The sequence below is a fragment of the Klebsiella sp. JB_Kp031 genome (assembly GCF_040064295.1).
In the GTDB taxonomy this organism is placed as follows: domain Bacteria; phylum Pseudomonadota; class Gammaproteobacteria; order Enterobacterales; family Enterobacteriaceae; genus Klebsiella; species Klebsiella quasipneumoniae.
In genome coordinates, this window is sequence record NZ_JBEAJW010000004.1 from 1 (window position 1) to 26,044 (window position 26,044).

21 protein-coding genes and 1 other RNA gene are annotated in these 26,044 nt (G+C 60.3%); 10 read left to right on the top strand and 12 right to left on the bottom strand.

What is annotated here, in order from left to right; translation table 11 throughout:
• Positions 1-24: 24 nt before the first annotated feature.
• From aroH to ABLV64_RS04470, 3 genes are all read right to left on the bottom strand, one after another.
• Positions 25-1,071 (bottom strand): 3-deoxy-7-phosphoheptulonate synthase AroH, encoded by a 1,047-nt coding sequence (aroH, locus tag ABLV64_RS04460; RefSeq protein ID WP_049116556.1) that lies wholly within the window; start codon positions 1,069-1,071, stop codon positions 25-27.
• 154 nt (positions 1,072-1,225) lie between these two features.
• Positions 1,226-2,059, bottom strand: coding sequence for a pyruvate, water dikinase regulatory protein (locus ABLV64_RS04465; RefSeq protein WP_002909061.1), 834 nt, complete (start codon positions 2,057-2,059; stop codon positions 1,226-1,228).
• A gap of 144 nt (positions 2,060-2,203) precedes the next feature.
• A complete protein-coding gene (locus tag ABLV64_RS04470; RefSeq protein ID WP_004203117.1) occupies positions 2,204-2,323 on the bottom strand; it encodes a hypothetical protein in 120 nt (39 codons plus the stop codon).
• Between the two features lie 75 nt (positions 2,324-2,398).
• On the opposite strand from ABLV64_RS04470, the gene ppsA reads away from it, so the two are divergent.
• Complete coding sequence (ppsA, locus tag ABLV64_RS04475; RefSeq protein ID WP_004203115.1) at positions 2,399-4,777, top strand: phosphoenolpyruvate synthase; 2,379 nt, start codon at positions 2,399-2,401, stop codon at positions 4,775-4,777.
• Positions 4,778-4,861: 84 nt separating this feature from the next.
• Here ppsA and rprA read toward each other — a convergent pair.
• Positions 4,862-4,969: antisense sRNA RprA (rprA, locus tag ABLV64_RS04480), an RNA gene on the bottom strand.
• A 190-nt stretch (positions 4,970-5,159) separates the two neighbouring features.
• Positions 5,160-6,272, bottom strand: coding sequence for an AI-2E family transporter YdiK (gene ydiK, locus ABLV64_RS04485; protein ID WP_004203114.1), 1,113 nt, complete (start codon positions 6,270-6,272; stop codon positions 5,160-5,162).
• Positions 6,273-6,490: 218 nt separating this feature from the next.
• Here ydiK and ABLV64_RS04490 point away from each other — a divergent pair, with 218 nt between their 5' ends.
• The 3 genes from ABLV64_RS04490 (at position 6,491) to ABLV64_RS04500 (ending at position 10,404) form a co-directional block, all read left to right on the top strand.
• On the top strand, positions 6,491-9,547 hold the full coding sequence (locus ABLV64_RS04490) for an FAD-binding and (Fe-S)-binding domain-containing protein (protein ID WP_348843293.1): 3,057 nt from the start codon (positions 6,491-6,493) through the stop codon (positions 9,545-9,547).
• Complete coding sequence (gene menI, locus ABLV64_RS04495) at positions 9,544-9,954, top strand: 1,4-dihydroxy-2-naphthoyl-CoA hydrolase (RefSeq protein ID WP_004203111.1); 411 nt, start codon at positions 9,544-9,546, stop codon at positions 9,952-9,954. The genes ABLV64_RS04490 and menI overlap by 4 nt, the downstream gene beginning before the upstream one ends.
• Before the next feature lie 201 nt (positions 9,955-10,155).
• Complete coding sequence (locus ABLV64_RS04500; RefSeq protein ID WP_004203110.1) at positions 10,156-10,404, top strand: GlsB/YeaQ/YmgE family stress response membrane protein; 249 nt, start codon at positions 10,156-10,158, stop codon at positions 10,402-10,404.
• Positions 10,405-10,502: 98 nt separating this feature from the next.
• On the opposite strand, the gene ABLV64_RS04505 is transcribed toward ABLV64_RS04500, so the two are convergent.
• On the bottom strand, positions 10,503-10,823 hold the full coding sequence (locus ABLV64_RS04505; protein ID WP_049116526.1) for a hypothetical protein: 321 nt from the start codon (positions 10,821-10,823) through the stop codon (positions 10,503-10,505).
• Positions 10,824-11,420: 597 nt separating this feature from the next.
• On the opposite strand from ABLV64_RS04505, the gene ABLV64_RS04510 reads away from it, so the two are divergent.
• A complete protein-coding gene (locus ABLV64_RS04510; protein WP_004203107.1) occupies positions 11,421-12,398 on the top strand; it encodes a DUF1852 domain-containing protein in 978 nt (325 codons plus the stop codon).
• A gap of 23 nt (positions 12,399-12,421) precedes the next feature.
• Positions 12,422-13,453, top strand: coding sequence for a methionine synthase (locus tag ABLV64_RS04515; RefSeq protein ID WP_023318542.1), 1,032 nt, complete (start codon positions 12,422-12,424; stop codon positions 13,451-13,453).
• A gap of 64 nt (positions 13,454-13,517) precedes the next feature.
• On the opposite strand, the gene ABLV64_RS04520 is transcribed toward ABLV64_RS04515, so the two are convergent.
• The 5 genes from ABLV64_RS04520 to ABLV64_RS04540 form a co-directional block, all read right to left on the bottom strand.
• Positions 13,518-14,750 (bottom strand): MFS transporter, encoded by a 1,233-nt coding sequence (locus ABLV64_RS04520; RefSeq protein WP_100050906.1) that lies wholly within the window; start codon positions 14,748-14,750, stop codon positions 13,518-13,520.
• An 11-nt stretch (positions 14,751-14,761) separates the two neighbouring features.
• Positions 14,762-15,523, bottom strand: coding sequence for an ABC transporter ATP-binding protein (locus tag ABLV64_RS04525; protein ID WP_004203103.1), 762 nt, complete (start codon positions 15,521-15,523; stop codon positions 14,762-14,764).
• The gene (locus ABLV64_RS04530) at positions 15,523-16,560 is read right to left on the bottom strand and encodes an iron chelate uptake ABC transporter family permease subunit (protein WP_064189426.1); all 1,038 of its coding nucleotides are present in this window, start codon (positions 16,558-16,560) and stop codon (positions 15,523-15,525) included. The genes ABLV64_RS04525 and ABLV64_RS04530 overlap by 1 nt, the downstream gene beginning before the upstream one ends.
• Positions 16,560-17,558, bottom strand: a complete 999-nt coding sequence (locus tag ABLV64_RS04535) for an ABC transporter substrate-binding protein (RefSeq protein WP_004203100.1) — start codon at positions 17,556-17,558, stop codon at positions 16,560-16,562. Before ABLV64_RS04535 ends, ABLV64_RS04530 begins: the two co-directional genes overlap by 1 nt.
• Positions 17,559-17,715: 157 nt before the next feature.
• The gene (locus ABLV64_RS04540) at positions 17,716-18,627 is read right to left on the bottom strand and encodes a LysR family transcriptional regulator (RefSeq protein ID WP_032456255.1); all 912 of its coding nucleotides are present in this window, start codon (positions 18,625-18,627) and stop codon (positions 17,716-17,718) included.
• 96 nt (positions 18,628-18,723) lie between these two features.
• On the opposite strand from ABLV64_RS04540, the gene ABLV64_RS04545 reads away from it, so the two are divergent.
• The 4 genes from ABLV64_RS04545 to ABLV64_RS04560 all read left to right on the top strand — a co-directional run bounded on the left by ABLV64_RS04545 (position 18,724) and on the right by ABLV64_RS04560 (position 24,713).
• A complete protein-coding gene (locus ABLV64_RS04545) occupies positions 18,724-19,719 on the top strand; it encodes an NAD-dependent epimerase/dehydratase family protein (RefSeq protein ID WP_163619453.1) in 996 nt (331 codons plus the stop codon).
• Between the two features lie 97 nt (positions 19,720-19,816).
• Entirely contained in the window at positions 19,817-20,431 is a 615-nt protein-coding gene (locus ABLV64_RS04550) for a TetR/AcrR family transcriptional regulator (RefSeq protein ID WP_023318538.1), read from the top strand.
• Positions 20,432-20,505: 74 nt separating this feature from the next.
• Positions 20,506-21,615 carry an efflux RND transporter periplasmic adaptor subunit gene (locus tag ABLV64_RS04555; RefSeq protein ID WP_069135801.1) on the top strand — a complete coding sequence of 370 codons (1,110 nt, stop codon included), beginning with the start codon at positions 20,506-20,508 and terminating at the stop codon, positions 21,613-21,615.
• A complete protein-coding gene (locus ABLV64_RS04560; protein ID WP_116397230.1) occupies positions 21,612-24,713 on the top strand; it encodes an efflux RND transporter permease subunit in 3,102 nt (1,033 codons plus the stop codon). The genes ABLV64_RS04555 and ABLV64_RS04560 overlap by 4 nt, the downstream gene beginning before the upstream one ends.
• Before the next feature lie 55 nt (positions 24,714-24,768).
• On the opposite strand, the gene lldD is transcribed toward ABLV64_RS04560, so the two are convergent.
• Positions 24,769-25,953 carry an FMN-dependent L-lactate dehydrogenase LldD gene (gene lldD / locus ABLV64_RS04565; protein ID WP_017900850.1) on the bottom strand — a complete coding sequence of 395 codons (1,185 nt, stop codon included), beginning with the start codon at positions 25,951-25,953 and terminating at the stop codon, positions 24,769-24,771.
• Positions 25,954-26,044: the final 91 nt, after the last annotated feature.

Genomic DNA, 26,044 nt, shown 5'->3' on the forward strand with positions numbered 1-26,044 from the left:
CCGCATGCGCGGCGGGCGGAGCGGTCACAGACGGGTGGCCGTGGCGGCCGCCAGCTCAATCAATAAACGTTCGCTGTCTTCCCAGCTCAGGCAGGGATCGGTGATCGACTGGCCCCAGGCCAGCGGCTGGCCGGGAACCACTTTCTGGGTCCCTTCCTGCAGGAAGCTCTCCGCCATAATGCCGGCGATGGCGGTAGAGCCCGCGCGAATTTGCTGACAGATATCGGCGCACACCTCCAGCTGACGGCGATGCTGCTTCTGGCAGTTGCCATGGCTGAAGTCGACCACCAGCTGCTCCGGCAGATCGAATTCCCGCAGCGCCTCGCCGGCGGCGGCGATGTCCTCGGCGTGATAGTTCGGCCGTTTGCCGCCGCGCATAATGATATGCCCGAACGGGTTGCCGCTGGTCTGGTAAATCGTCATCTGCCCCTGCTTGTCCGGGGAGAGGAACATATGGCTGGCGCGGGAGGCGCGGATGGCGTCCACGGCGATGCGCGTATTGCCGTCGGTGCCGTTTTTAAACCCGACCGGGCAGGAGAGCGCCGAAGCCATTTCACGGTGGATCTGACTTTCAGTGGTGCGCGCCCCGATGGCTCCCCAGCTGATGAGATCGGCGATAAACTGACCGGTCACCATATCGAGAAACTCGGTGGCCGTCGGCACCCCCAGCTCATTGACCTGCAGCAGCAGGCGCCGTGCCAGCTCAATCCCGTGGTTGACCCGGTAGCTGCCGTTGAGGTCCGGATCGGAGATTAAGCCTTTCCAGCCCACAACAGTACGGGGTTTTTCAAAGTAGGTGCGCATCACGATCTCCAGCTGCGGCTGGTAGCGCTCGCGCATGGTCTGCAGGCGGCGGGCATACTCCATCGCCGCGTCGGTGTCGTGAATGGAGCAGGGGCCGATAATCACCAGCAGGCGGCGGTCTTCGCCGTTGAGGATTTTTTCAATTCGGCGACGGGAGGCCGAGACGTGGGCGGCCACGTCGGCCGTAACGGGATGGCGCTGGGCCAGCTCCGCGGGCGTTACCAGGCTTTCAATGCGCGCGGTACGCAATTCGTCTGTTTTATTCATTGGGGTCTCAAAAATCTGTTTCTTCGCCAGCGAAAATGCCGGGAAGTGATGCGCATCACGATAAACCAATCCCTGCTTATTGCAAGAGCAGGGCATGATCCTGTATAGGCCACGGGTGATAGCATAAACAAATTTTTAATAATGTACTAGTGTATTAGTACATCCTGCGATTCAGCCCCATGATGTCCATGATTTTTGTCGCTATTTCCTCAACGGAATAGTTGGTGCTGTTCAGGCAGGGGATTTTATTCTTGCGATACAGCGCCTCCACTTCGGTCACTTCCATCCGACACTGGCGCAGCGAGGCGTAGCGGCTGTTCTCCCGGCGCTCCTCGCGGATCGCCGCCAGACGTTCCGGATTGATGGTCAGGCCGAACATCTTATGCTGCAGGGGTTTCAGCGAGGCCGGCAGAACCAGATTGTCCATATCGTCGGCGATAAACGGATAGTTGGCGGCGCGAATGCCGTACTGCATGGCGAGGTACAGACTGGTGGGCGTCTTGCCGCAGCGCGACACGCCGAGGAGGATCACCTGCGCCTGGTCAAGGTTGCGCAGCGAGATGCCATCGTCATGGGCGAGGGTGTAATCGATGGCGGCGATACGCGCATCGTATTTGATCAGGTTCCCGGGGTTCAGGCCGTGGGTGCGGTGCGCCACCGGGGTCGGGTCGAGGTTGAGCTCCTGCTGCAGCGGGGCCACCAGCGCCTGAACGATATCCTGACAAAAGCCCTCGCTTTGCAGAATGATATCGCGGATCTCCGGAATGACGATGGAATAGAACACCAGCGGGCGGATGCCCGTTTGCTGATAAATGGCGTCGATCTGCTCTTTCACCGCCCGCGCGCGGCTGATATTTTCCACAAACGGCAGGGTCACGCTGCTGATGGCGACCGGGAATTGCGACATGACGGCATGTCCCAGCACCTCCGCCGTAATGGCGGTACCGTCAGAAATATAAAATACGTGGCGATCTACAGCACTTTCCATTTTGACCATCCGGTATAATGAGTTTAATTGCCTGAAAGCGGATATTAAATTTAAGCATATCCCTGTTTGATTTGTCTCTTGTTAAAATTGAAACGCTATTTTTGTTTTTTATGAAAAGGGTGGTTCATTTTCTTTTTTTTGCCGTTATTTCCAGCGTTTCTCGTCATAATTCCTAAAAATCATCAAGTTATCTATATCAGAGGAACAGTCCGAAAAAAGAAAAAATAATTTGCTTGAACGATTCACCGTTTTTTTCAGCACCATAAATATGTCAGGATAATCTTGCAGTCGATCGTGAAATTTTTTTCACTGGTATTAAATCACAAAAGGATTGTCTCGATGTCCAACAATGGCTCGTCACCGCTGGTGCTTTGGTATAACCAACTCGGCATGAATGATGTAGACAGAGTTGGGGGCAAAAATGCCTCCCTTGGTGAAATGATTACGAATCTGTCCGGTATGGGTGTTTCCGTACCTAACGGGTTTGCCACCACCGCTGATGCTTTCAATCAGTTCCTGGACCAAAGCGGTGTTAACCAGCGCATCTATGCGCTGCTGGATGAAACCGACATTGACGACGTTTCCGCATTAGCGAAAGCGGGCGCGCAGATCCGACAGTGGATCATCGATACCCCCTTCCAGAGCGAACTGGAAAACGCGATTCGCGATGCTTATGACCTGCTGTCCGCCGATGACGCCGAGGCCTCATTCGCCGTGCGCTCTTCCGCCACTGCGGAAGATATGCCGGACGCCTCCTTCGCCGGGCAGCAAGAGACATTCCTCAACGTGCAGGGCTTTGACGCCGTGCTCGTTGCCGTGAAGCACGTATTTGCTTCACTGTTTAACGATCGCGCGATCTCCTATCGCGTGCATCAGGGTTACGATCATCGCGGCGTGGCGCTCTCCGCCGGGGTGCAGAGGATGGTCCGCTCCGATCTGGCCTCCTCCGGCGTCATGTTCTCCATCGATACCGAATCCGGCTTTGACCAGGTGGTGTTTATCACCTCGGCGTGGGGTCTGGGCGAGATGGTGGTGCAGGGCGCGGTGAACCCGGACGAATTCTACGTCCACAAACCGACGCTGGCCGCTGGCCGCCCGGCGATCGTGCGCCGCACCATGGGCTCGAAAAAGATCCGCATGGTTTACGCGCCGACCCAGGAGCACGGCAAGCAGGTGCGTATCGAAGATGTGCCGCAGGCGCAGCGCGATATCTTCTCGTTAACCAACGAGGAGGTGCAGGAGCTGGCGAAGCAGGCGGTGCAGATCGAGAAGCACTACGGCCGTCCGATGGATATCGAGTGGGCGAAAGATGGCCACACCGGTAAGCTGTTTATCGTCCAGGCGCGTCCGGAAACCGTGCGTTCCCGCGGCCAGGTGATGGAGCGTTATACCCTCCACGCTCAGGGGCAGATCATCGCCGAAGGGCGCGCCATCGGCCATCGCATTGGCGCCGGTCCGGTGAAGGTGATCCACGATATCAGCGAGATGAACCGCATTGAGCCGGGCGACGTGCTGGTTACCGATATGACCGACCCGGACTGGGAACCGATCATGAAGAAAGCCTCGGCGATCGTCACCAACCGCGGCGGCCGTACCTGCCACGCGGCGATCATCGCCCGTGAGCTGGGTATTCCGGCGGTGGTCGGCTGCGGCGATGCCACCGATCGCATTCAGGAAAACCAGAACGTGACCGTCTCCTGCGCCGAAGGCGATACCGGCTATGTCTACGCCGAGCTGCTCGACTTCAGCGTCAAGAGTTCCAGCGTCGGCGACATGCCGGATCTGCCGCTGAAGGTGATGATGAACGTCGGCAACCCGGATCGCGCCTTCGACTTCGCCTGCCTGCCGAACGAAGGCGTGGGTCTGGCGCGGCTGGAGTTTATCATCAACCGCATGATTGGCGTGCACCCGCGCGCGCTGCTGGAGTTTGACGACCAGGAGCCGGGCCTGCAGAACGAAATCCGCGAGCTGATGAAAGGCTACGATTCGCCGAGAGAGTTCTACGTTGGCCGCCTGACCGAAGGGATCGCCACCCTTGGTGCCGCTTTCTATCCGAAACGGGTGATCGTGCGTCTGTCGGACTTCAAGTCGAACGAATACGCCAACCTGGTAGGCGGCGAGCGCTATGAGCCGGAAGAAGAGAACCCGATGCTCGGCTTCCGCGGTGCCGGACGCTACGTTTCCGAAAGCTTCCGCGACTGCTTCGCGCTGGAATGTGAAGCCATGAAGCGCGTGCGTAACGACATGGGGCTGACCAACGTTGAAGTGATGGTGCCGTTCGTCCGTACCGTTGCCCAGGCGAAAGCGGTGGTCGAAGAGCTGGAGCGTCAGGGGCTGAAGCGCGGCGAGAACGGGCTGAAGATCATTATGATGTGCGAGATCCCGTCGAACGCATTGCTGGCGGAGCAGTTCCTCGAATACTTCGACGGCTTCTCCATCGGTTCGAACGACATGACCCAGCTGGCGCTCGGTCTGGACCGCGACTCCGGCGTGGTCTCTGAGCTGTTTGATGAACGCAACGACGCGGTGAAAGCCCTGCTGTCGATGGCGATCCGCGCCGCGAAGCAGCAGGGTAAATACGTCGGCATCTGCGGCCAGGGGCCGTCTGACCATGAAGATTTTGCCGCCTGGCTGATGGAGGAGGGGATCGATAGCCTGTCCCTCAACCCGGACACCGTGGTGCAAACCTGGTTAGGTCTGGCGGAACTGAATAAATAAGTTCGCCCTGACAACACCGATCCCCGGCAGCGATGCCGGGGATTTTTTTGCCTGTGTCAGAGCGCCAGGCAACGTGAGCGCAGGACAAAAAAAAGCCCATCGTGGGAGATGGGCAAAGACTACACACAGCAATTCGTTGTTTCACTCAGGGGATTTCCATGCTTATAAATCAAGGTGTTGATTTATAACCGTGAGCTAATAGTAGGCAGCGGGGCCTTTGCCGTCGATCAGATTCCTCTCAATAGTTAAATTGTTGTGAAGGTCCGGAAGGTGAAACGCGGGTGAGGGGCCTACAAGTCTGGCGTTGAGCCGGCGATCAATAAATTTTGCTTAACAATTGTGCTGGCGGGGAAACAGGCGGGTCTCCCCGCCTGACAATGCATTACTTGCGCCCGGCCTCCAGCTCGCTGAGCTCTTCGAGCACGACGTCGGGGTCTTTCGGCGGCGGCGGCACTTCGTGCACCCAGGCGTCATACAGGCGCCAGGAGACGGCCAGCAGCACCGGACCGATAAACAGACCGATCATGCCGAAGGCGATCAGGCCGCCAATGACGCCGGTAAGAATGAGGATCATCGGCAGGTCGGCGCCCATGCGGATAAGCACCGGGCGTATAACGTTGTCCATGGTGCCGACCACGCAGCTCCACACCAGCAGCACGGTGCCCCAGGTGGTGTCCCCGCTCCAGTAAAGCCAGATAATCGACGGCACCAGAACCAGCAAAGGCCCGAGCTGGACCAGACAGGTAAAGATCATCACCACGGTCAGCAGAGCGGCGTAAGGCACGCCGGAGATGGCAAGGCCGATACCGCCCAGCACCGCCTGGGTGAGGGCTGTCACCACCACGCCCAGCGCCACGGCGCGCACGGCCTGGCCGGCCAGCAGCACGGCGGCGTCACCGCGTTTAGCCGCCAGGCGCGTGGCGAAATAGCGGAAACCGTAGGCCACCTGCTCACCGCGCCAGTAGAGCAACGCGCTGAACAGCAGCATCAAACCGCAGTAGACCAGAAGCTTGCCGATGTGCGCCGCCTGACCGACAAACCAGCTGGTAGTGGTGCCAATATAGGGGCGAACCTTGGCCATAATCGCCGAGCCGCCCATATCCAGCAGGCCATGCCAGGCGGAGTAGAGCTTATCGCCCACCAGCGGCACGCTGTTGAGCCAGGCGAAATCCGGCAGCGTCACATTTCCGCTGCTGATGAGTTTGATCAGCGGAACGCTGTTATCCACCAGGCTGTTGACCAGCAGAGCGATAGGAATAACGAATAGCAAAAACAGCAGCAGGGTCATCGCCAGCACCGCCAGCATCCGTTTGCCGAACAGCACACGCTGCAGACGCAGCAGCACCGGCCAGGTGGCGATCACCACGGTGCCGGCCCAGGCGAAGGACAGAATAAACGGCTGCACAACCCACAGGCAGGATATGATAATCAGGGCCAGGAACAGCACCGACAGCAGTATTTGCGGTATGTCCCGAGGCTGATGGGGGTTAATCATAGATAAATTTTACCTTTCCAGTCGCGCCAAAAAGCTGGCGCCGCGTAAATCCATGTACTGATAATAATATCAATAATTTTGCCGGGCTGATTTTGCACAGAAAACACGTGGGCGCATATGAAAAAAATGTGATAAAAAGTTGAATGCGCTACGCAAACGTTTAGTTAGCACCAACACAATATTTTCAAACACAACATAGTCAGGCAGGGTCAAGTGTGATGATCCCACAAATTTCTCAGGCGCCAGGGGTAGTTCAGCTGGTGCTGAATTTTTTGCAGGTACTGGAGCAACAGGGTTTTACCGGCGATACCGCCACCAGCTATGCCGACAGGCTGACGATGGCCACCGACAACAGCGTCTATCAGCTGCTGCCGGATGCGGTCCTTTTTCCACGTTCCACGGCAGACGTCGCGCTACTGGCGCGCGTCGCCGCCGAACCACGCTTTAAATCGCTGATCTTCACCCCGCGCGGCGGCGGCACCGGCACTAACGGCCAGGCGCTGAACGGCGGAATTATCGTCGATATGTCCCGCTATATGAACCGCATTATCGAAATCAACCCCGAAGAGGGTTGGGTGCGCGTTGAAGCCGGAGTCATCAAAGATCAGCTGAATCAGTTTCTCAAGCCCTATGGCTATTTCTTTTCCCCGGAGCTCTCCACCAGCAACCGCGCTACCCTGGGCGGGATGATTAACACCGACGCGTCCGGACAGGGATCGCTGGTGTACGGTAAGACGTCGGATCACGTGCTTGGCCTGCGGGCGGTGCTGATGGGCGGTGATATCCTCGATACCCAGGCGGTGCCGGTGGCGCTGGCGGAGACGCTGGGCAATACGCCCTCGACGATCGGCCGGATCTACAACACGGTCTACCAGCGCTGCAAGGCGCAGCGCGAGCTGATCATGGATAAGTTTCCCAAACTCAACCGCTTCCTCACCGGATACGATCTGCGCCACGTCTTTAACGATGAGATGAGCGAGTTCGACCTGACCCGAATTTTAACCGGTTCGGAAGGGACGCTGGCGTTTATCACCGAAGCGCGGCTGGATATTACCCGCCTGCCGAAGGTGCGCCGGCTGGTCAACGTCAAATATGACTCCTTTGACTCTGCGCTGCGTAATGCACCCTTTATGGTGGAAGCCAAGGCCCTGTCGGTGGAGACCGTCGACTCTAAGGTCCTCAATCTGGCGCGCGAGGATATCGTCTGGCACTCGGTGAACGAACTGATCACCGACGTACCGGATAAAGAGATGCTCGGGCTGAATATCGTCGAATTCGCCGGGGATGACGCGGCGCAGATTGACCAGCAGGTCACCACCCTGTGCCAGCGGCTGGACGAGCTGATGGCCCGCAGCGAGGCGGGAGTCATCGGCTGGCAGGTTTGTCACGATCTTGATGGCGTGGAGCGCATCTATGCCATGCGCAAGAAGGCGGTAGGCCTGTTGGGTAATGCCAAAGGTGCCGCCAAGCCGATCCCCTTTGCCGAGGATACCTGCGTCCCGCCCGAACACCTGGCGGATTATATCGTCGAGTTCCGCGCGCTGCTCGACAGCCACGGCCTGAGCTACGGCATGTTTGGCCACGTCGACGCCGGGGTGCTGCATGTGCGCCCGGCGCTGGACATGTGCGATCCGCAGCAGGAGGTGCTGATGAAGCAGATCTCCGACGATGTGGTGGCGCTGACGGCGAAGTATGGCGGCCTGCTGTGGGGGGAACATGGCAAAGGCTTTCGCGCGGAGTACAGCCCGGCCTTCTTTGGCGAGGCGCTGTACGGCGAACTTAGGAAGATCAAAGCGGTCTTCGATCCCGATAACCGCCTGAACCCAGGGAAAATCTGTCCTCCGGAAGGGGTCGACGCGCCGATGATGAAAGTCGACGCGGTGAAGCGTGGCACCTGGGATCGGCAGATCCCCATCGCGGTGCGCAGCAGCTGGCGCGGGGCGATGGAGTGTAATGGCAACGGGTTGTGCTTCAACTTTGACGTAAAAAGTCCGATGTGTCCGTCGATGAAAGTCAGCAACCAGCGCATCCACTCGCCGAAAGGGCGGGCGACGCTGGTCCGCGAATGGCTGCGTCTGCTGGCGGATCGCGGCGTCGATCCCAATCAGCTGGAGAAGGCGCTGCCGGAGCAGGGCGTTAGCCTGCGCTCGCTGGTGGCGCGCACCCGTAACAGCTGGCATGCGCGCAAAGGGGAATATGACTTCTCGCACGAGGTCAAAGAGGCGATGTCCGGCTGTCTGGCCTGCAAAGCCTGTTCGACCCAGTGCCCGATCAAAATCGATGTCCCGGAGTTCCGCTCGCGCTTCCTGCAGCTGTATCACAGCCGCTATCTGCGTCCGGTGCGGGATCATCTGGTGGCGTCGGTGGAGTCCTATGCGCCGCTGATGGCCCAGGCGCCGAAGACCTTTAACTTCTTCATTAACCAGCCGTGGCTGAAAAAGCTGTCGGAGAAGCATATCGGGATGGTCGATCTGCCGCTGCTCTCGGCGCCGTCGCTGAAGCAGCAGATGGCCGGCCACCGCTCCGCCAATATGACCCTTGAGCAGCTCGAAGCGCTGAGCGACGAGCAGAAGGCGAAGATGGTGCTGGTGGTGCAGGATCCCTTCACCAGCTATTACGACGCTCAGGTGGTGGCTGACTTTATCCGTCTGGTCGAGGCCTTAGGCTATCAGCCGGTGCTCCTGCCGTTCTCGCCGAACGGCAAGGCGCAGCATATTAAAGGATTCCTGACCCGCTTCGCGCGCACCGCGCAGAAAACGGCAGACTTCCTTAACCGCGTGGCGCAGCTGGGGATGCCGCTGGTCGGCGTCGATCCGGCGCTGGTGCTTTGCTACCGTGATGAATATAAGCAAACGCTCGGCGACAAGCGCGGCGATTTCCAGGTCATGCTGGTGCATGAGTGGTTGCCGAAGGCCCTGCCGACCAACGCCCGTCCCGATCTCGGCGGCGAGCCCTGGTACCTGTTCGGTCATTGTACGGAAGTGACCGCGCTGCCGGCGGCGACAAAGCAGTGGGCAGAGATTTTTGCCCACTTCGGCGCGAAGCTGGAAAACGTCAGCGTTGGGTGCTGCGGGATGGCAGGCACCTATGGTCATGAAGTGAAAAACCATGCCAACTCGCTGGCCATTTACGCGCTCTCCTGGCAGCAGGCGATGCAGCGGCTGCCGCGTAACCGCTGTCTGGTGACGGGCTACTCCTGCCGCAGCCAGGTGAAGCGCATTGAAGGCAGCGGCGTTCGCCATCCGCTGCAGGCGTTACTGGAGATAATCGGATGATTTGGAAACGTCAGACCACGCTGGAGCAGCTCAACCGGCTCGGTGAGGGAAACATGGTAGGGCTGTTGGATATTCGCTTTGAGACGTTTACCGACGATACGCTGGAGGCCACCATGCCGGTGGATGGCCGCACCCAGCAGCCGTTTGGTCTGCTGCACGGCGGGGCGTCGGTGGTGCTGGCGGAGACGCTGGGGTCGGTGGCGGGTTATCTGTGCAGCGAAGGCGAACAGAAGGTGGTGGGGCTGGAGGTTAACGCCAACCACATCCGTTCAGCGCGTGGGGGCCGGGTGCGGGGCGTGTGCAAAGCGCTGCACGTCGGGACTCGCCATCAGGTCTGGCAAATTGAAATCTTCGACGAACAGTCGCGATTGTGCTGTTCATCGCGGCTAACCACCGCGGTAATATAAACCGTAAGGGGGAGGCGAATAGCCTCCCTTTTTTCAAGGTAATAAGCGGCAAAGGGCCTGGCAGCGCGAGAGATGGCGTGAGAACACTACCGCGCAGCGGCAAGAAATTATCTAATAAATAGATTATTACCGATCCAATCTCGTTATATATGCTACTCTTTTCAATACGAAATGCATAAAGGTACAAGAGGACGGTTAACCATGGGTATTCTTTCCTGGATCATTTTTGGACTTATTGCCGGTATTTTAGCCAAGTGGATTATGCCGGGGAAAGACGGCGGCGGGTTTATTGTAACCATTATTCTGGGGATCATCGGCGCCGTGGTCGGCGGCTGGATCAGTACCTTCTTTGGTTTTGGCAAAGTCGACGGGTTTAATTTCGGCAGCTTCGTGGTGGCGGTAATCGGTGCGCTGGTTGTGCTGTTTATCTACCGTAAAGTGCGCAGCTAATTCTCTGCATTCTGTTTTATTCAAGTTAACAAAAGCTGCCGCGATAAGCGGCAGCTTTTTTATTATCGCAGGACTCAGGCAGCGTGCCCACGCCAGGGCTACTGCCCGTCGGCATCCTCCGCAACCGGCACCACCTCCACGTGAACTTCGTAGTGCTTCGCCTGACCGGTCGGGATCAGGGCGGTTAGTTTGTTAATGGTTTCCGCCGGCGTATCGGTCGCGACCGTTGCTGAAAACAGCACCGGCTTGCGCGGCGGAAACGGTGGCGGGAACGGCGGCAGGGGACCATGACCCATCTCCAGCGGAGGACGGCCGCCGTTGTCGACAGCGGGCGTCGGAGCGTCGGTTTTATCAGCCGCAAAAGCGCTGGCGGCGGCCACGGCAGCAATAGCGAACAGCCCAAAGAGAGCTTTTTTCATCTGGTTATCCTCGATAAGCAAGTGCATAAAGAGTAGAGGGCGGCGGCAGGCGGGACAATGCCGTGCGGCGCGAATCCTCTGAATCTCCTTTATTCCTCGCGAATGTGAAGGTCAGATGAGAGCGGGTGTCATTGTGTTCGGGAGCCTCTTAATTCAGCAGCACGCTCATAATCAGCAGCACGGCCATGCACATCGACATAATACTGATATCAACAATCATTCTTTACGACAAAAGCTCCAGCAAACGGGTACGGCGGCCAGGTCACAGCACGTATTATAGTGGTTAAAGATTGTACCCTGCATGCATTCCCTGGACAAACGATTATTAGCCTGGCGTTGCCTGAACTGCCGCGCCTGACCATGGCTTCATGATGATACCGCGAACCGCACCTTGCCCTTAGCGGAGCAACATGAGGATAGCTCATGTTGCAATGAATTTAAGTCGCTTTCCCTCCATCACCGACTCTGGCAAAAATAGACCCATTAACGAATCAACAACATTTACCGGTTGAAGCGCGCCAGGTCTGACTCTGCGTCGCCAGTGGAGAGTACTCCGCTTATTCCGCTTTATGCCCGACACCAGGATGGACAATCGCCATGAACAACGAATTTACCTATACGATTAAGCGCAGCCGGTTTGATGAAAATTATAACCCTGCGGAAAATACGCGTATTACCACCAATTTTGCCAATTTGGCGAGAGGGGAGAGCCGTCAGGACAATCTGCGCAATACGTTAATCATGATGAATAACCGGTTTAATACCCTGGCGCACTGGGATAATCCCTACAACGATCGCTATGCGGTGGAACTGGATATTATTTCTGTCGAGATGAATATTGCTGATGCCGCCAGTTTTCCGGTGATAGAGATCCTGCAAACGCATATTGTCGATAAAAAAACCGGTGAGCGCCATGCCGGTATCGTCGGCAATAACTTCTCTTCCTGGGTACGGGATTATGATTTTAGCGTGCTGCTGCTGGAGCATAATAAAGACCAGAGCCGCTTCAGCGTGCCCGAAAACTTTGGCGAGCTGCACGGCAATATCTTTAAGGATTTCGTGCAATCCAGCGCCTATAAGACCAGTTTCAGCAAGGCGCCGGTGATTTGTCTGAGCGTATCCAGCAAAGATGTTTATCGTCGCACCGGTAACGAACATCCGGTTCTCGGTATTGAATATGCCCAAGAAGGCGTCTCGCTGACCGAGCGCTATTTCAGCAAAATGGGGCTGCAGGTGCGCTATTTTATGCCGAAACACAGCGTCGCGCCGTTGGCCTTCTATTTTTCCGGCGATCTGCTCAGCGATTACACCAGCCTGGAGCTGATCGCGACCATCAGCACGATGGAGACGTTTCAAAAAATATATCGCCCGGAGATTTACAACGCGAATTCCGCGGCGGGGCAATACTATCAGCCCAATCTCAATCACCTGGATCATTCTGTCACCAAAATTGTGTATGACCGGGAAGAGCGCAGCCTGTTGGCGATAGAGCAGGGTAAATTTACACAACAACATTTTATCGACCCGCACAAGACGTTGCTTGAGCAATGGTCTGCTAACTTCGCGCGTTGCTAAACCAATATAAAAGGCTACTTATTATGAAAACATGGCTTCCGACCTCCACTGCTGGCAGTTTACCGAAACCTTCCTGGCTGGCGCAGCCAGAGACCTTGTGGTCGCCCTGGAAACTGTCCAGCGAAGAATTACTGGCCGGCAAGCGCGACGCCCTGCGTTTGTCCCTCGACGACCAGCTGCGGGCCGGGATCGATATTGTCAGCGACGGCGAGCAAACGCGGCAGCACTTTGTCACCACCTTTATTGAACACCTCAGCGGCGTTGATTTTGCCAAACGCGAGATCGTGAAAATTCGTAACCGCTATGAGGCCAGTGTTCCAACCGTGGTGGGCGCCGTAGAGCGCCAGAAACCGGTCTTCGTTGAGGACGCGCGCTATCTGCGTCAGCTCACCAGTCAGCCGATTAAATGGGCGCTGCCGGGCCCAATGACCATGATCGACACACTGTATGACAACCACTATAAAAGCCGGGAAAAGCTGGCCTGGGAGTTCGCCAAAATCCTCAATCAGGAAGCGAAAGAGTTAGAGGCCGCCGGGGTCGATATTATTCAGTTCGATGAGCCGGCCTTCAACGTCTTCTTCGATGAGGTGAACGACTGGGGGATCGCCGCGCTGGAACGAGCCACTGAAGGGCTGAAGTGCGAGACGGCAGTGCATATCTGCTACGGCTACGGCATCAAGGCCAATACCGACTGGAAAAAAACGCTGGGCTCAGAGTGGCGTCAGTATGAGGAGGCCTTCCCGCAGCTGCAGAAATCGTCCCTCGATATTATCTCTCTCGAGTGCCACAACTCGCGGGTGCCGATGGATCTGCTGGAGTTGATCCGCGGTAAAAAGGTGATGGTCGGGGCGATCGATGTCGCCAGCCATGCGATTGAAACTCCGGAAGAGGTGGCTGCTACCCTGCGCAAGGCGCTGGCGTTCGTCGATGCCGACAAGCTCTACCCCTCCACCAACTGCGGTATGGCGCCGCTGCCGCGCCAGGTCGCGACCGGCAAACTGCACGCCTTAAGCGCCGGTGCCGAGATCGTTCGCCGCGAGCTGGCGGCAAAATAAGGCGGACTGGCTTTCGTGCGCTTCTCCCGGTTAACCTCCTGAGCGGGCCGTTACCCGCTCAGCGTCAGGTTGCCGCCAGCGGGCGGCAGATCGCCCGCAGGGCCACGGCGCTGCACAACGGAAACAGCGCCAGCAGAAGCCAGGGATAGACCGCCTGCGGCGAGGGAATGAGCGCCTGGTCAAGCAAATGGCCGAGCAGCAAATTCCCGGCTAACACCGCGCACCCACCCGCAGTGGCGAGCGCCCCGTAGTGGGCGCCCAGCGTCGACTCCTCGGCGAACAGCGGGATGAGATCCTTGGCTGAGGGCACCAGCAGCATCTGGCCGAGGGTGAGCAGCGTGACAAAGCAGGCCGACGGCAATAATCGCAGCCAGCCGGTGGCGGGCGGCGAGGCGGCGAATAACGCCACGCTGACGAAGGAAGCCGACAGTAGCAGAAAGCCCACCGGCAGGATGCGCACGGCGCCAATTCGTCGGGCGAAGCGGGCGAGAGGGAGCTGCAGGGTGATAATCAACAGCGAGGCCAGCATAAAAAGCGGCGCCAGATCCTGCTCACGGCCGCCGGCGCGTTGGATCTCCACCGGCAGGGCGAGGTACAGCTGGTTGTAACTCAACAGCCATGAACTGTAGGCGAGAATAAACGCGACAAAGCGCGGCTGGCGCAAAGGGGTCCACCACGGAACCCGGCTGCGCGTTTGTGTCCGCTGCCCGTCGGCGGGCAGACAGAAAAAGAGCACCAGCAGCGCCAGAAGAAATAGCCCCGCACCGGCGAGGGCGATATGCCGAAAGCCGATCCCGCTCAGCAGCCCCCCGGCCACCGGGCCGATAACCGCCCCCAGCTCACCGCACACCGCAAACAGCGCAAACCACTCGGCGCGGCTGCGTTTTCCGTTGGCCTGGCTGTGGGTACCGGTCCGCGCCAGCAGGGCCTCGATCGACGGGGAGAACAGCGCCCCGCCGACGCCCGTCAGGCAGGCGCCGAGGATAATCGGCTCCAGCGTTGTGCCGCACGCCAGCAGCAGATAGCCGGCGACGCGAACCACGCAGCCGGCGAGGATGATCGCCTTAGCGCCGTAGCGGTCGGCCAGCGTCCCGCCGATGATAAACATGCCCTGCTGAGAGAAGGTGCGCAGCCCGAGGATCAGGCCGATAAGCCCGCCGGAAAGCAGCATCTCGTCGCGCAGGAAGAGGGCAAGGAAAGGGACGACCGCATAAAAGCCAATATTAAAAACGAACTGGCTTCCCAGTAAAACGGGAGGCCAGAGGGTCGCGGCAGGGCGCAGGGGGAAGAGAGGCATACTCGCCCAACCTAAACGATGAAATGAATGTGCTTTTTACCGTGGTACGGGGAGATCTCGATTTTGGTTTTCACCCGGAAAACGTCCCACAGCAGCGCTTCGGACAAAATCTCCTCCGGCGTCCCGTTGGCGAGGATCTGCCCCTGCTGCATCACGATCAGCGAATCGCAGAACATCGCGGCATGGTTAAGATCGTGAATGGCCACAATGCTGGTCACCGGCAGCTCGCTGATCAACTGCATCAGCTGCATCTGATGGTGAATATCCAGATGGTTGGTAGGTTCATCCAGCAGGATCTCACTCGGGTTCTGCGCCAGCGCGCGGGCGATATGCACCCGCTGCCGCTCGCCGCCGGAGAGGCTCAGCCACCCCTGGTCGCTTTTCTCCAGCATCGCCACCCGCTGCAGCGCGGCGGTGACCGCCTCGTCATCCTGAGCGCTCCAGTTGGAGAACGGCGAGTGGTGCGGAATACGTCCCAGCCGCACGACGTCGCGCACCCGCATATTGGCCTCGGTCATGCCGTGTTGCTCGACGAACGCCACCCGGCGGGCGAGCTGCTTTTTCGCCATCCGGGCGATGTCGTGGCCGTCGAGGGTGACGCGACCCGCATCCGGGCGGCGCAGGCCCGCCAGAACCCGCAGTAGCGAGGATTTGCCGCAGCCGTTGGGGCCCAGCAGACCCACCGTTTCGCCGCGCGAGACCCGCAGCGAGACATTATTGACGATGACCTTTTTGCCTGCCTTCCAGGTGATATTTTCAGCGCAAATACTCATCACTTATTCCTTGAGCGGTAGATAATCACGGCAAAGAAAGGCACCCCAACCAGGGCGGTCACCACTCCGACCGGCAGACTCTGCGGGGCAATCAGCAGGCGCGAGGCAATGTCCGCCAGCACCATCAGGATCGCCCCCGCCAGCGCGCTGGCGATCAGCAACGTCCGGTGCAGCGGGCCAAAGAAGAAGCGCATCACGTGCGGCACCACCAGGCCGACAAAGCCGATCGAGCCGGCCATGCTGACGATGGTGGCAGTGATCACCGCCGCGGTGGTGAAGAGGATCAGGCGCACGCGCGGCACGGCAATGCCCAGCGAAGCGGCGGCATCGTCGCCGAAGGTGAACGCGTCCAGCGCCCGGGCATACCACAGGCAGACCGCCAGGCCCACGAGGACCACCACCAGAACCAGCTGGAATTCGGGCCAGCGGACGCCGCTGAAGCTGCCCAGCAGCCAGAACATCACATCGCGCGCCTGCTGCGCGCTGGCGGAGGTGCTGATGGTGTAGGCCGTGAGGGCGTTAAATAATTGCGAGGCGGCGACGCCCGCCAGGATGGTGCGCTCATTGCCGCCGCGCGCGCCGTTGGTCAGAAAGGCAACAAAGGCGAAGGCGGCGAAGGCTCCGGCAAACGCCCCGGCGGAGAGGGAGATCGCCCCGGCGCCAAGGCCCAGCACCACAATCGATACCGCGCCGGTGGAGGCCCCGGCGGAGACGCCGAGGACGTAGGGCTCCGCGAGGGCGTTCTTCAGAAGGCTTTGCAGCACGGCGCCGCAGATAGCGAGGCCGGCGCCGCAGCAGGCGGCGACCAGCGCGCGGCTGAGGCGGAAATCCCAGATAACGCTCTCGGAGATACGATTGAGAGGCACCGCGGTTAAGCCGGTTTTATTGCTGATAGCGTAAAAGACGTTCTGCAGCGGGATGGGCAGTTCGCCGACGCTGACGCCCACCGCAATCACCAGCGCCAGCACGCACACGGCGACGACACACCAGCCGGTGAGCAGCATGCTGCGGCGCGTCTGCAATACGGCGGCGCTCATCAGTTAAGCCCCATTTTTCTCAGCTGTTCGCCCACCTGCTCCGCGCCGTAAAGGGTGCGGATGGTCGGATTCATCGCCTGGCCGTCCATCACCACGATATGGCCTTTTTTCACCGCCTCCAGCTGGCTGACGGCGGGATCGCTTTTGAGGAATTTAATCTTCTCCTCGGCCTTATCCAGCGCCCAGCGGTTACGATCCAGGCTCGAGACCACGATCACATCCGGGTTGGCGGCAATGATGCTCTCCCAGCTCACCGTGGGCCACTCGGTCTCGGAGGTTATCGCATTATGACCGCCCAGCACGTTGGCGATAAAGCCGGAGGCGCTGTTTTTACCGCCGACATAGGCATCGGCCGATGGCGAGGCGCTGGAGAACCAGAAGACGAAGGAGAGATCTTTTTTGCTTTTACCGAACTCCTGACGCAGGTCGGCTTCACGTTTTTTGAAATCGGCGATCAGCGCCTGGCCACGATCTTCGACGTTGAAAATGCGGGCGAAATCGCTAATTTCCTGATACAGCCAGGTCATGTCCCACAGCTTCTGCCGGCTGCCGTACATATCGCCGGTAGCCTTTTTGGTGGCGCACATCCCCGGCGACACGTAGCTGTTCACGCCAACGGTGGCAAGATCTTCACGCCTGGCGACTTTGCTTTCCGGCCCCAGCAGCAGCGGCAACTGGGCGGGAACGAAATCGGGATTTTGCGCCAGCACGGATTCCAGGCTCGGGATTTCCACCGTCAGGGTTTTAATCTTCGCGTTTTGCTCAGCCAGCTGCGGTAATACCGTAGTCGGCCAGAAGGCGCTGGCCACCACCTGCTTTTGCAGCCCAAGCAGCAGCAGGATTTCGACCGTATTTTGCCCCAGCGCGACCACGCGCTCCGGCGGCCGGGTAAAGGTCTCCTGATAGCCACAGTTTTCAATCGTCAGGGGGTAGGTTGTTGCCAGCCCGGAACTGACGGCGGTGAACATCAAGCCTAACGCGCAGAGGACCTTCTTCATTAAACGCTATCCTTGTAAACAGGCGAGTAAATGACCAGCAAATGGGAGGAATGCAAATGAAACTCATTATTGGGGCGGGGTTTTATACAATGCCGTATTTACAGTGTCAATGAGTGACTATTTCAGCAGGGAAGGGATTACCCGCGAGGCGGGTGGGTCAGCGCGCCAGAGGGCCGCGAATATATGTCTGCAACCCCTCGGCGAGGAAATTAAATACCCGCTTACAGGCGGGGCTATGGCGCAGGTCCTCATGCATCACCAGCCAGGTATCGAGATACAGAGAAAAGTCTGCCGCCAGCACTCGCTGCAGGGGAATAATGCCGTCGGCGAGGGGCGCCTGGCAGATGCCGATCCCTGCCCCGGCGCGGATCAGGTTCAGCTGGGCGAGGTCGCTATCGGTGCGCATTGCGAAGGCCTCGCGCTGAAAACGGGGATAGCGCGCAAGAGCCCGGCGAACGAGGGGCGTGGCGCTGTCGAAACCAATCAGCGCGTGGCCGTCAAGCTCCTCAGGCGTAGCGGGCCGACCCTGGCGGGTCAGATAGGCATCGGTAGCATGCAGCCCAAGCTCGATCCTGCCGAGACGCCGCGCGATAAGCTGCTCCTGCTGCGGAGCGACCATCCGCACCGCGATATCCGCCTCCCGGTGAAGCAGATCCTGAAACCGATTGGAGAGCATCAGTTCGATGACGATACTCGGGCACGCTTGCCTGAGCCGGGCAATCAGCGGCGGCAGCACCTCGGCGCCGACCACCTCGCTGGCGGCCACCCGCACCACGCCACGCAGATCGGTGCTGTCGCGACTAAAGTTAGCCGCCGTGCGTTCCAGCGCCCGGGCGGTGTTGGCCATTGTCTCGGCGTGCGCCTGCAGCGCCAGCGCCGCGTCGGTCGCCAGCAGGCCGGTTTGCGAGCGGGTAAATAAGGCCTGGCCGAGGGCGGCCTCCAGGCCGGCGATATGACGTCCCGCCGTCGGCTGAGTGATGTTCAGGGTGCGCGATGCGCCCGATAAAGAGCCTTCCTGCAGGACGGCGAGAAAGGTTCGGTACCACTCCCAGGGAATAGAGGTATTCATACAAAAATGTATAGCCGCTCGATGATGGTATGCAATTTCATTTGATATGAGCCGCAGGTAGGCTGTCAAGCATCCATTAGCGAACGGGGAAAGACGATGAACAGCAGCGGCAAAGTCCTGATTTTGGGAGCAAGCGGGGGCATAGGCGGGGAAGTGGCGCGTCGGCTGGCGGCGGACAACTGGCAGGTTCGGGCGCTGAAGCGCGGCGCCCAGCTTCATGGGCCCGAAGAGGGCATGCAGTGGATTGCCGGCGACGCGCTGGATGCCGGGCAGGTGGCGGCGGCGGCTGCCGGTTGCGACGTGATCGTCCATGCGGTCAATCCGCCGGGCTACCGGCACTGGCGGCAGCAGGTACTACCTATGCTGCGCAACACCCTGCAGGCCGCCGCCCAGCAGCGGGCGTTAGTTGTCCTGCCCGGCACGGTCTACAACTATGGACCGGATGCCTTTCCGCTGATTGCTGAAGCTGCCGCGCAACGGCCGGTGACCCGCAAAGGCGCCATCCGGGTGGAAATGGAGCAGGCGCTGGAGGAATACGTACAGCGCGGCGGCAGGGCGTTGATTGTCCGGGCGGGCGATTATTTTGGTCCGCGCGCCGGAAATAACTGGTTTTCCCAGGGGCTGGTCAAGCCAGGTCAGCTTCCCCGGACTATCAGCCTACCAGGGGCGATCGGCGTGGGGCATCAGTGGGCCTGGCTGCCCGACGTTGCCGCCACCATCGCCGCGCTGCTGGCCCGCAGGCATGAGCTTGAGCCGTTTGCCCGCTTTCATATGCAGGGCCACTGGGACCCGGACGGCAGCGAAATGAGCCAGGCGATCCAGCGGGTGGTCGCCCTCTATGGCGGCAGGGCGGTAGTGAAGTCCTTTCCCTGGTGGCTGGTGAAGCTGGCGGCGCCCTTCAACGCCACCCTGCGCGAAATGGTCGAGATGCACTATCTCTGGCGTCTACCGGTACGCCTGCGCAACGATAAGCTGGTGGCTTTTTTAGGCGCGGAGCCGCATACCCCACTCGATCGTGCCGTGCATCTGACGCTGCAAGGCCTGGGCTGTCTGCCCGCCGGCGCGATTAACCATGAGGCGCGTGAGGCATAACGCGGCGAGAGAGGTGAGCAGGGTGGGGTGTTATTGTGACCAAATCATAATAACGTCACTCGTTGTCAAACGATAGCGATCGCATTAAGCTAAATGGATGACGAAAAATACCCCCACCCCAGCAAGCCGTGGCCCCGTTGACCACAGCGTTCGGGACCAGATTCTTGACGCGGCCATGGCGCACTTCAGTCGCTATGGCTATGAAAAGACCACGGTCACCGATCTCGCCAAAGCAATAGGCTTTTCCAAAGCCTATATCTACAAGTTTTTTGACTCCAAGCAGGCGATTGGCGAGGCAATCTGCGCCAGCCGGCTGGAGAAGATCATGGTGGCCGTCAGCGAGGCCATCGCCGATGCACCCTCCGCCAGCGAGAAGCTGCGCCGCCTGTTCCGGGCGCTGACCGAGGCCGGCAGTGAACTGTTTTTCGAGGATCGCAAACTGTACGACATCGCCGCCGTCGCGGCGCGCGATAAATGGCCCTCAACGGAGCAGTATGCCGGTCATCTGCAGCAGCTGATTGGTCAAATTCTGGTCGAAGGCCGCCAGAGGGGTGAGTTCGAGCGCAAAACCCCGCTGGATGAGGCGACCCTGGCGGTCTATATGGTGATGTGTCCTTTCATCAACCCGGTGCAGCTGCAATACAATCTCGACACCGCGCCCACCGCGGCGGTGCTGCTTGCCTCCCTGATCCTGAGAAGTCTCTCCCCCTGATTTGTGACCATTGACTTTATTGGTCACTCGTCTGAGAATGCAGTCACCAACCGGTCTTTTCATTAAGGTGACCCATGCTCAGGCCCAACGCCGTCCATCTTGCCGTCTGCCTCCTGCCGCTGGCCCTCGCGGGCTGCGGCGAACCTGCCGATCATGACGATCCCCGCACCCGACCGCCGCTGGTGCGGGTGGCGACCGTCGAGCGCGCGGAGGCCAGCTCGCGGGCCTTTACCGGCGTGGTGGTCGCTCGTACCCAAAGCGATCTCGGCTTCCGGGTATCGGGAAAAATCCTTGCCCGGCTGGTGGAGACCGGGCAGAGCGTCCGGCGCGGTCAACTGCTGCTGCGCCTGGATCCGGCTGATCTAACCTTGCAGGCGCACTCCCAACAGCGGGCGGTCGACGCCGCGCGGGCGCGAGCCAAAAAGGCGGCCAACGATCTGGCCCGCTATCGCGGCCTGGTGGCCAGCGGCGCCGTCTCGGCGGCGGAGTTCGACCAGATCAACGCGACGGCAGAGGCGGCGAGAGCCGACCTCAGCGCGGCCCAGGCGCAGGCAAACGTGGCGCAAAACGCCACCGACTATGCCGGACTGCTGGCGGATGCCGACGGCGTGGTGGTGGAAACGCTCGCCGAGCCGGGACAGGTGGTCAGCGCCGGGCAGGTGGTGATCCGCCTGGCGCGGGCAGGGCAGCGCGAAGCGCGGGTGCAGCTTCCGGAGACGCTGCGCCCGGCGGTCGGCAGCGAGGCGCTGGCGACACGCTATGGCAGCGAATCTCAGCCGGTCACCGCGACCCTGCGGCTGCTTTCGGACGCGGCTGACGCCGCCACCCGCACCTTTGAAGCGCGCTATGTGCTGAACGGCGCGCTGGCGAATGCGCCGCTGGGGTCTACCGTGACCCTGCGTATCAGCAGCGACCAGGGGCCAGGCGAGGTGCTGGAGGTGCCCCTGGCGTCGGTCTACGATCCGGGCAACGGCCCTGGCGTCTGGCGCATTGCGTCGCGCCCGGCCACCGTCTCCTGGCAACCGGTGACGGTGATCGGCCTGAATGATGAAACGGCGCGGGTGACCGGCCCGCTGAAGCCCGGGGAGCCCATCGTCGCCCTGGGCGCCCATCTTCTGCACCAGGGTGAGACGGTGCGTCTGGCGGACCGACGCGAGCATGATGCCGACGGGAGTCAGCCATGAGCGGCGGGCGTTTTAATCTCTCCGCGCTGGCCGTCCGCGAGCGGTCGGTAACCCTGTTTTTGATTATCCTTATCTCGGTCGCCGGGCTGGTGGCCTTTTTCGGGCTCGGTCGGGCGGAAGATCCGCCCTTTACGGTCAAGCAAATGACGGTCATCACCGTCTGGCCGGGTGCCACCGCGCAGGAGATGCAGGATCAGGTCGCCGAGCCGCTGGAAAAACGGCTCCAGGAGCTGAAGTGGTACGATCGCACCGAGACCTATACCCGTCCCGGGATGGCGTTAATCACCTTATCGTTGCAGGATCAGACGCCGCCTTCCGAGGTGCCGGAGCAGTTTTATCAGGCGCGCAAAAAGCTCGGGGATGAGGCGAATAACCTGCCTGCCGGCGTCTCCGGCCCGATGATGAATGACGAATTCGCCGATGTCACCTTTGCCCTCTTTGCCCTGAAAGCGCGGGGAGAGCCGCCGCGGCAGCTGGTGCGTGACGCTGAAGCCCTGCGCCAGCAGCTGCTGCATGTACCTGGGGTGAAAAAAGTGAATATTCTCGGCGAACAGGCGGAGCGCATTTATCTCTCCTTTTCTCATGACCGTCTCGCCACCCTGGGGCTCTCGCCGGAGGCGATTTTTGCCGCGCTGAACAATCAGAATGTGCTGACCGCCGCCGGGGCCATTGAGACCCGTGGCGGGCAGATCTTTATCCGCCTCGACGGGGCGTTCGACCGCCTGCAGCAGATCCGCGACACGCCGATTATTGCCGGGGGCAGAACGCTGAAACTCGCCGATGTCGCCACGGTTGAGCGGGGGTATGAAGATCCTGCTACCTTCCTGATCCGCAATCAGGGCGAACCGGCGCTGCTGCTGGGGGTGGTGATGCGCGAGGGCTGGAATGGTCTGGCGCTGGGGAAAGCGCTGGACGCCGAAACGGACAGCATCAATCAGAGCCTGCCGCTCGGCATGTCGTTGGCCAAAGTGACCGATCAGTCGGTGAATATCAGCGCGGCGGTCGATGAGTTCATGATCAAATTTTTTGTCGCTCTGTTGGTGGTGATGGCGGTGTGCTTTGTCAGCATGGGCTGGCGCGTGGGGGTGGTGGTCGCGGCGGCGGTGCCGCTCACCCTGGCCGTGGTGTTTGTGGTGATGGCCGCCACCGGTAAAAACTTCGACCGCATCACCCTCGGCTCGCTGATCCTCGCCCTGGGGCTGCTGGTGGATGATGCCATTATCGCCATCGAAATGATGGTGGTCAAAATGGAGGAGGGGTATGACCGCCTCAAAGCCTCCGCCTATGCCTGGAGCCACACCGCGGCGCCCATGCTGGCCGGCACCCTGGTGACGGCCGTGGGCTTTATGCCTAACGGGTTTGCGCAATCCACCGCCGGGGAGTATGCCAGCAACGTGTTCTGGATCGTCGGTATCGCGCTGATTGCCTCCTGGATTGTGGCGGTGATTTTTACCCCCTGGCTGGGCGTACACCTGTTACCGGAGAGGAAGTCCGCGGCGGCAGGCCACGCCGCGCTGTATGACACTCCGCGCTATCAGCGCTTCCGCCGGCTGCTGACCCGGGTTATCGCCGGCAAATGGCGCGTGGCCGCCGGGGTGGTGGTGCTGTTTATGGTGGCGTTACTGGGAATGAGCGTGGTGAAAAAGCAGTTTTTCCCCACCTCCGACCGCCCGGAAGTGCTGGTTGAGGTGCAGATGCCTTACGGGTCGTCGATTATCCAGACCAGCGCCGCGACGGCGAAAATTGAGCGCTGGCTGCAGCAGCAGCCGGAGGCGAAGATTGTCACCAGCTATATCGGCCAGGGCGCGCCGCGCTTTTACCTGGCGATGGCTCCGGAATTGCCCGATCCCTCATTTGCCAAGCTGGTGGTATTGACCGACGGTCCGGCCTCGCGCGAGGCGCTTAAGCTGCGGCTGCGGGAGGCGGTGGCCAATGGCCTTGCGCCGCAGGCGCGGGTGCGCGTCACGCAGCTGGTCTTTGGCCCTTATTCGCCTTATCCAGTCGCCTGGCGGGTGATGGGGCCCGATCCGCACACCCTGCGCGACATCGCCGATCGGGTGAAAGCCGTGCTGCAGGCCAGTCCGCTGATGCGCACCGTCAATAGCGACTGGGGATCGCGGGTACCGGTGATGCATTTCAGCCTCAATCAGGACCGGCTGCAGGCGAGTGGGCTCAGCTCCCAGGCCGTCGCCCAGCAGCTGCAGTTCCTGCTGTCAGGGATCCCCATTACCACCGTCCGGGAGGATATTCGCGCGGTGCAGGTCATCGGCCGCGCGGCGGGCGATATCCGTCTGGACCCGGCGAAAATCGCCGACTTCACTCTCGTAGGCAGCGGCGGGCAGCGGGTTCCTTTGTCGCAGATCGGTGAAGTCGACGTCAGAATGGAAGAACCCCTGCTCCGTCGTCGCGACCGCACGCCGACCATTACCGTCCGGGGAGATGTCGCGGATAACCTGCAGCCGCCGGATGTCTCCAGCGCGCTGATGAAGCCGCTGCAGCCCATTATCGACTCCCTGCCGCCGGGGTATCGCATCGAGACGGCGGGGTCGATCGAGGAGTCAGGCAAAGCCACCCGGGCAATGGCGCCGTTATTTCCGATCATGATCGCCCTCACGCTGCTGATCATTATCCTGCAGGTACGTTCCCTGTCGGCGATGGTCATGGTTTTCCTGACCGCGCCGCTGGGGCTGATTGGCGTGGTGCCGACGCTGCTGTTGTTCAATCAGCCGTTTGGCATCAATGCCCTAGTGGGCCTGATCGCCCTGTCAGGGATCCTGATGCGAAATACGCTGATCCTGATTGGTCAAATCCACCATAACCAGCAGGCGGGGCTCGATCCGTTCCACGCGGTGGTGGAGGCGACGGTGCAGCGAGCCCGTCCGGTTCTGCTGACCGCGCTGGCGGCGATCCTGGCGTTCATTCCGCTGACGCATTCGGTTTTCTGGGGGACGCTCGCCTATACGCTGATTGGCGGGACGCTGGGGGGAACCATCATGACCCTTATCTTCCTGCCGGCCATGTATGCGATCTGGTTCCGCATCTGCCCCGAGCGACCGGCTGACGCAGCGCAACGTCCGGCGCTGGACCCTCAGGGGTAATTCCCCCTTGCCGGACCGGGCCAGGACACGCGGTCAGGCCCGGCCCCGGGCTGCGTCAGGCAGATAAGGATACCGGGACCGCACGGCTGCGCTGTTGATCTTTTTCCAGCCGGTCGAGGCAATCGAGGCTGATGGCGGAGGGCGAGGTGGCGCCGGTGAGGGTCATGGTGACCTTCATATCCTCGGCAAATAAGCGCAGCAGGTGCGCCACCCCCGCTTCGCCTGCGGCGGCGAGGGCATAAATATAGGCCCGACCAAGCAGGACTCCCTTCGCGCCGAGGGCGAGCAGGCGAATAACGTCCACGCCGGAGCGCACTCCGGAGTCGGCAAGGACCGTCAGATCGTCGCCGACCGCATCCGCCACCCGCGGCAGCGCCCGGGCGGTGGGGATGGCGCCATCGAGCTGTCTGCCGCCGTGATTGGAGACCACAATGCCATCGGCGCCCAGCCGCACGGCATTGCGCGCATCGTCGGCATCGAGGATCCCTTTGATGATCAGCTTTCCTGGCCAGCTGTCGCGGATCCACTCCAGATCGTGCCAGGCGATGGACGGGTCGAAGTTGTTGCTGATGAACCCCATATAGTCATCCATGGTCATTTTGTGGCCGGTATAAGCTTCGATGTTACCGAACGACAGGGGTCTGCCCGCCAGGCCGACGTTCATTGCCCAGCGCGGGTGGGTGCAGGCCTGAAGATACTGTCGCAAGGTGGCGTGCGGCCCGGACATTCCTGAACGGTTATCGCGATACCGTGAGCCGGGGATCGGCATATCGACAGTGAATACCAGGGTTTTCATGCCGGCAGCCCAGGCGCGTTCCAGGGCATTACGCATATAGCCGCGATCTTTCAGTACGTACAGCTGGGACCAGAGCGCGCCGCTGGCGTGGCTCGCCACCTCCTCAATGGAGCAGACCGACACGGTGGACAGAGTGTAAGGGATCCCGGCGCGGGAGGCGGCGCGGGCCGCCTGGACTTCGCCGCGGCGGGCGTACATTCCGGTGGCCCCGACCGGCCCCAGCGCCACGGGCATCGCCCATGGGGCATCAAGGATGGTGGTGGCCAGCGTCGGCTCACCCGCTCCGCACAGCACGCGCTGGCGAAGGGCTACCGAGGCGAGCTCGGCGGCATTAGCGTTCATGGTATTTTCCGCCACCGCGCCACCGTCAATATAGTCAAAAAGGAAACGTGGCAGACGGCGACGAGCGGCTTCGCGATAATCGCTGGGGGCTGAAACAATCATGATTATATCCTTATGTCTTTTAACCTAAGTGGATGTTCTGCAGGCAAAAAAACTATAGGCTTCTAAAAGGCGGTGGGGAAATGAAATATTA